At 32.6% G+C, this 6,171-nt stretch carries 9 protein-coding genes; all 9 read left to right on the top strand.

Annotated elements, in window-relative coordinates; translation table 11 throughout:
- Positions 1–102: 102 nt before the first annotated feature.
- The 9 genes from EAI80_RS11450 to EAI80_RS11405 all read left to right on the top strand — a co-directional run bounded on the left by EAI80_RS11450 (position 103) and on the right by EAI80_RS11405 (position 5,917).
- Entirely contained in the window at positions 103–645 is a 543-nt protein-coding gene (locus EAI80_RS11450; protein ID WP_238634591.1) for an AEC family transporter, read from the top strand.
- A gap of 45 nt (positions 646–690) precedes the next feature.
- Positions 691–1,248, top strand: coding sequence for a TetR/AcrR family transcriptional regulator (locus EAI80_RS11445; protein ID WP_022424285.1), 558 nt, complete (start codon positions 691–693; stop codon positions 1,246–1,248).
- A 99-nt stretch (positions 1,249–1,347) separates the two neighbouring features.
- The gene (locus EAI80_RS11440) at positions 1,348–2,796 is read left to right on the top strand and encodes an oleate hydratase (RefSeq protein ID WP_161220348.1); all 1,449 of its coding nucleotides are present in this window, start codon (positions 1,348–1,350) and stop codon (positions 2,794–2,796) included.
- 589 nt (positions 2,797–3,385) lie between these two features.
- Complete coding sequence (locus EAI80_RS11430) at positions 3,386–3,676, top strand: hypothetical protein (RefSeq protein WP_006504885.1); 291 nt, start codon at positions 3,386–3,388, stop codon at positions 3,674–3,676.
- Complete coding sequence (locus EAI80_RS11425; protein WP_129982138.1) at positions 3,669–3,974, top strand: type II toxin-antitoxin system RelE/ParE family toxin; 306 nt, start codon at positions 3,669–3,671, stop codon at positions 3,972–3,974. Before EAI80_RS11430 ends, EAI80_RS11425 begins: the two co-directional genes overlap by 8 nt.
- 78 nt (positions 3,975–4,052) lie before the next feature.
- Positions 4,053–4,379 (top strand): oleate hydratase, encoded by a 327-nt coding sequence (locus EAI80_RS11420; protein WP_161220347.1) that lies wholly within the window; start codon positions 4,053–4,055, stop codon positions 4,377–4,379.
- Between the two features lie 35 nt (positions 4,380–4,414).
- Positions 4,415–4,621 (top strand): hypothetical protein, encoded by a 207-nt coding sequence (locus EAI80_RS11415; protein ID WP_129982136.1) that lies wholly within the window; start codon positions 4,415–4,417, stop codon positions 4,619–4,621.
- Between the two features lie 140 nt (positions 4,622–4,761).
- Positions 4,762–5,448 (top strand): N-acetylmannosamine-6-phosphate 2-epimerase, encoded by a 687-nt coding sequence (locus EAI80_RS11410; RefSeq protein ID WP_129982135.1) that lies wholly within the window; start codon positions 4,762–4,764, stop codon positions 5,446–5,448.
- 1 nt (position 5,449) lies between these two features.
- Positions 5,450–5,917 (top strand): PTS transporter subunit EIIC, encoded by a 468-nt coding sequence (locus tag EAI80_RS11405; RefSeq protein ID WP_129982134.1) that lies wholly within the window; start codon positions 5,450–5,452, stop codon positions 5,915–5,917.
- The last annotated feature ends 254 nt before the right edge of the window (positions 5,918–6,171 follow it).

The raw sequence follows: 6,171 nt of genomic DNA, 5'->3' as shown, positions 1-6,171 counted from the left end.
AAATAGATTTACACTTGTAACTCCAAAGTCTGAAAATGATGTACGATTACAAGCTACACTTGGCAATCAGAACCCCAAAGGCTTGCCCGTGGGAGTAGTCAGATGATTGTACAGACTTTATTATTGTGGACACATTGTAAGCTCATTATTAGTGAAGATACACACTTTGATTTAAAGAAGATTTTATTGAACATCAACATGATTGCGATTGCAGCAGGTATCATTATGTTCTTCTTACAGATTAAATTACTTACGATGTTTCAGAGTGCTGTATCTGGTATGGGCAGCTTAATGGGACCATTAATTATGTTTGTAGTAGGAATGTTACTTGCTGGTATGAATATGAAGGAAGTCTTTACCAATGTCCGTGCTTATGTCGTATGTTTCCTTCGTTTAGTTGTATTCCCAGCAATTATTTTATTAGTTTTTATTTTTACAGGCGTGACAAAACTATTCCCAAGTGCATCACAGGTATTAATGATTTCATTACTTGCAGCCAGTGGTCCTGCAGCTTCTACTGTGACTCAGTTTGCGCAATTATATGATAATCATGCTTTTGAAAGTTCAGTTATTAACGCATTATCTGTTCTTTTATGTATTATTACTATGCCAATCATCAATATCATCTATACGTTTTTGTTGTAAAATATAAAAACAACGTGCATAATAGTGAATATAAGGAGGGCCATAATGTCACAAACTACGAAACGCGCTATTGAAGCGTCATTGAAACATTTATTATTAAAGAAGCCTCTTGATAAGATCACTATTAATGATATTGCAGAAGACTGTGGTATCAGCCGTATGACTTTCTATTATCATTTCCAGGATATTTATGATCTCGTAGAATGGTCATGTATTCAGGATGCTGAAGAAGTATTACAGGGCCATAAAACATCTAATACATGGGAAGAAGGTCTCTATGCACTCTTTGGTGCTATTTTAGACAACAAACCATTTGTCACTAATGTTTATCGTTCTGTTAGTCGTGAACATGTAGAAACATATCTTTATAGAATTGTATATAAGTTATTAAAGGATGTTGTAGATGAACAGGCTGTAGGAATGAATGTCAGAGAAGATGACAAAGAGTTCCTTGCGAATTTCTATAAGTATTCTTTTGTAGGTCTTACATTAGAGTGGATCAATAATGATATGCGACAGGACCCAGAACTTATTATCCGTAAACTAGATAAAGCAATCAAAGGAAACATCAAAGCAGCCTTAAAACGCTATGAAACCTTTTAAACAAAAACACTATAATGTATAAAAAATAAACATCTTGTATGGGATGTTTATTTTTTTATATTTTATTTTTTCTATACTATGAGGATAGGGGGGATTGCCATGGATTTATTTGTGAAGCCAAGAAAAAGAGAAAACATTGATGCGCATAATGCATATATATTAGGAAGTGACTTTACTAGCTTAGTGACTGCCTGTTATTTATTGAGAGATGGTTCATTAAAGGGTGAACATATTCATATTATAGATTCAGTAGATTCATTTCACCATTATGAGTCTTATCTTTCCTTTGTAGATAATCGTAGTCTTTATTTATGGGATATATTACGTTCTATACCTTCTATAGAAACAGAGGGACTCACTGTTTTAGATGAAATGACTTATTTAAACCATGATGCACCTATGAAGACTATTCATAATATACAATTAAGTGATCAATTAATATCAGAACTTGTTCATTTCTTCTTTACTTCAGATGAACAATTAGAAGGTAAACAGGTTAAAGATGTATTCAGTCAGGACTTTATGGAATCTGATTTCTACTATTGTTGGCATGCTTTATTTCCAGTCAATGATGCTTATTCTTTTAAAGTAACATTACATCGCTATATGCATATATTGACCTCGCACAGCATGATTTCTCCTAAGTACTGCATGTATGAATCAGTGATTGTACCTATTATAGAATATCTAGAAGCACATCATATAGTCTTCCATTTCAATACTGAAGTGACTCATATAGAAATAGAAGACGATAAAGCCACTGCTTTTACAATTAAGAGTGAAGGTATGGAAGAAACTATAGATCTGACAAATCAGGATCTTCTATTTATTCATACAAGTCAAAGTAAAGATTCTATAGCCCATGCAGTCATTACAACTCATGATGAGAAAATCATCCATTACCTAAGAAATATACTTCAAATAGATCCACTTTCTGGTGAAGATATTACAGGTGGTGTGATTCCAATTAATGAATCAGCCTGGGAACTCAACTGGACAATACCAAGACAGCCTTACTATAAGAACCAGAAAGAGAATGAATGTGTCATTCTACTTCATGGATTACATCCAGAGAAAACAGGTGATTATGTAGAAAAGTCTATGCTAGAAAGTAAAGGCTATGAGATATGTGCAGAATGGCTTTATCACTTGGGTATTCCACAGAATAAAATCAATGAACTCTCATTGATGTCTGCTTCTACCGTTCCTTACACTCATACTAGTACTCATTGTGGAGCACACGTCAATGGATTAAATTATGCTTATATAGGTGAAGGAGTTTCATTACCTTATGAATATCCAGGAAGCTTAGATTATCTTGTGCATACCGCAATGAATGCAGTGTATAGTTTATTACATATCACTAGAAGTATTCCATCTTATCGTTATTCTATTGAAGACTATTTAAGTGTCTTCTCATCTTTATATGGTGATGAGACATTCATGGAAACTCAGTCATTCACAAAACGTCTTGTCTTAAAAGAGTTATTAAAAAGAATAGAGGGATCTGATCTAGAAGCCCTATTAAAGGAATATAAGTTCTTCTAGATAATATGAAAGTACTTTCTTATAAGAATCTCATTATGAGGTTCTTTTTTTTGTGCGACAGGCAGTCGCTTATATGTTATGTCAACAGGGACATGACATTTTCTACTTGTGAACTACCTCAACTTAATACTCCGTATTCTTATTGCGTGTCCATTTCGTCTCTACTGTATAGACAATATTTGCATCCACAATGCTACTTTTACGCAGGATATTTAATGTACCATTTACATCTGCGTTCAGAACTTGTCCACTAGCTGTTCTATACTGTCCTCGATTTATTCTCTTTCCACTGAAATGGTATTTTTCAGTATCATCACTCTTATAGACTGGTATGACATCCTTATCCCAAAAGTTTGCCTATGTTCTAATCCTTCTGAAATGTTTCATTATAGCCCACAACAAGAGTTCCAATATCATGATCGATACAGTAATCAATCACCCTGCGTGCAGTCTTATTCATGTAGTCATTTCTGCCGTTTTCATTTAGATAAAAGAATGGAAAACCAATTATTAGTAGAATTCTTCTAATAATATTACTTTGAATAATTCTTAATAAATATGTATAATAATGATGTAAGGAGTGATTTTTATGCCAGTCATTAAACCTATTTCAGATTTAAGAAATTATAATCAAGTGCTAGAAAAAGTATCTGTTGGTTCACCTGTTTATTTAACAAAAAATGGTCATGGTTGTTATACCATTATGGATATCAATGAACAGGAGGAAATGTATGAAAAAGCAATGAAGTACGATAAACTTGTTGCTGAGATGAAACTTATGAGCATGTTAAATGAAAGTGTTGTTTCTGCTAATGAAGAAGGGTGGATTGATGAAGATGAAATGCTAAAACATTTTGAAAAGAGATTCAATAATGATTAAAATATTTTACTCACCAAAATCAAGAAAAGATTTGGATAGAATTTATGATTATATCTATGATGATTTGAATAATCCGATTGCAGCAGAAAAAACAGTAAAAGGAATTCTCGATAAAATTAGTGAACTTAAGGAATATCCCCAACTTGGACCAGTATGGTATTTAGAAAATAATATTGATAGTGGATTTCGATTTTTAACATGTGATAATTACATTATATTTTATCAGATTACTAAAGAAACTATTTTGATTGTACGAATACTACATCGCCTGCAAAATTATGTTAAACAATTATTTTAAGAAAAGATATCAATTTTTACATGGTAAATATATATAAAAATTTAATTCCAGTTTTATTTTACAATTGAGGGTGACCAATTGATATCAGAATTTGTTCATTTCTTCTTTACTTCAGATGAACAATTAGAAGATAAACAGGTTAAAGATGTATTCAGTCAGGACTTTATGGAATCTGATTTCTACTGTTATTGGCATGCTTTATTTCAAGTCAATGATGCTCATTCTTTTAAAGTGACATTACATCGTTATATGCATATATTGACAACACAATGTATGATTTCTCCTAAGTATTGCGTGTATGAATCAGTGATTGTACCTATTATAGAATATCTAGAAGCACATACCAATGGAACAAACTATGCCTATATAGGAGGAGGTGTCTCATTACCTTATAATATCCAGTAAGCTTAGATTATCTCGTACATACCGCAATGAATGCAGTGTATAGTTTATTACATATTACTAGAAGTATTCCAGCTTATCGTTATTCTATTGAAGACTATTTAAGTGTCTTCTCATCTTTATATGGTGATGAGACTTTCATGGAAAGTCAGTCATTCACAAAACGTCTTGTCTTAAAAGAGTTGTTAAAAAGAATAGAGGGCTCTGATCTAGAAGCCCTATTAAAGGAATATAAGTTCTTCTAGATGATATGAAAGCGCTTTCTTATAAGAATCTCGTTATGAGGTTCTTTTTTTATTTGTTTGAAAGTAGATTCCAAACCCGCAAGATTCATTGAAGTGATGAGGAAGTCTGATTATGATTGGTAATGAAAGGAGAACATAGAATGGTTGGGGAAATAAAAAAACATTTAATAGTTTCCTGTCAGGCTTTGGAAGATGAACCGCTTCATTCTTCTTTGATTATGTCACGCATGGCTGTTGCTGCAATGCAGGGTGGCGCAAAAGGAATTCGTGCGAATTCTGTTAAAGATATTGAAGCAATCAAGAAGGCAGTTCCATTACCTGTTATTGGGATTATTAAAAGAGACTATAAAGACAGTGATGTTTATATTACACCAACTTATGAAGATGTAGATCATCTTGTTCAGGTGGGATGTGACATCATTGCGATGGATGGAACAATAAGCACGCGTCCAGGGTGTATATCTTTAGATGCTTTCTTCAAGAAAGTAAAAGAAAATCATCCTAAACAATTATTCATGGCAGATTGCAGTACTGTAGAAGAGGCAGTACATGCTGATGAATTAGGATTTGATTTCATTGGAACGACATTAGTTGGTTACACCAACCAAAGCAAGGGGAATCAGATCAATGCGGATGATTTTAAAATCATAAGAGACATCTTAAAAAAGGTTAAACATCCAGTTATTGCAGAGGGAAATATCGATACTCCTCAAAAAGCAAAACGTGTATTAGAACTAGGATGTTATAGCGTAGTGGTAGGTTCTATTATTACAAGACCACAAGTCATTACAAAGAGATTTACAGATGTAATAGAAGGAGAAAAATAAAATGAACGCTTTAATGGATAAGATTGCAGATAAGATTCTGCCATTTGCGGAAGTGTTATCAAAGAATAAATACTTAGCCGCTATTAGAAATGCTTTTGTAACTATTATGCCAATTATCATTGGCTGCTCATTATGTACACTATTGAATAGTGTATTCTTAGGAAAAGGAAACTATTTTGATAAATGGTTTGGGTTCCAGGGATTAGATATTGTGAATGTTCTTGGTGCTATTGGTAGCGCTGGTATGAATATTATGGCTTTATTAATTGTTTATCTATTAGCTAAGAACTTGGCTAAAGAGTATAAGATTGATGAAGACGCTGTTTCAGTCACTGCAGTTGTATGTTTCTTGATTATTACTACTTTTGGAACAGATGCAAAAGCAGGAGAATATATAAGAACATATTATTTAGGTGCTGCTGGTTTATTTACTGCATTTATTGCTGCATTTGCGACAGTAGAAGTGTGAAACAAAAATCAATCAAAACGTATAAAAAAAGACAAACTTAAAAATAAGTTTGAATAATTTAGAAAAAATAGAATAATTGAATATTATGGTTTAGTTAATTTAGAAACGTCAAAACCTGATTTCTTAAGAAACTCTATCGCTGATTCTTCTGTTAAAACTTGTTGCTTTATAGGTGGCTTAGGATTTCTAAATGATTCATAATCTGAAGGATTAAATGTCTCTCCAGTAAGAATCATATGGTATATACTGACAAG

Source organism: Catenibacterium sp. co_0103 (genome assembly GCF_004168205.1).
GTDB lineage: Bacteria > Bacillota_I > Bacilli_A > Erysipelotrichales > Coprobacillaceae > Catenibacterium > Catenibacterium mitsuoka_A.
Note: the sequence above shows the minus strand (reverse complement) of the source record. Positions and strands in the feature narration are given on the sequence as shown.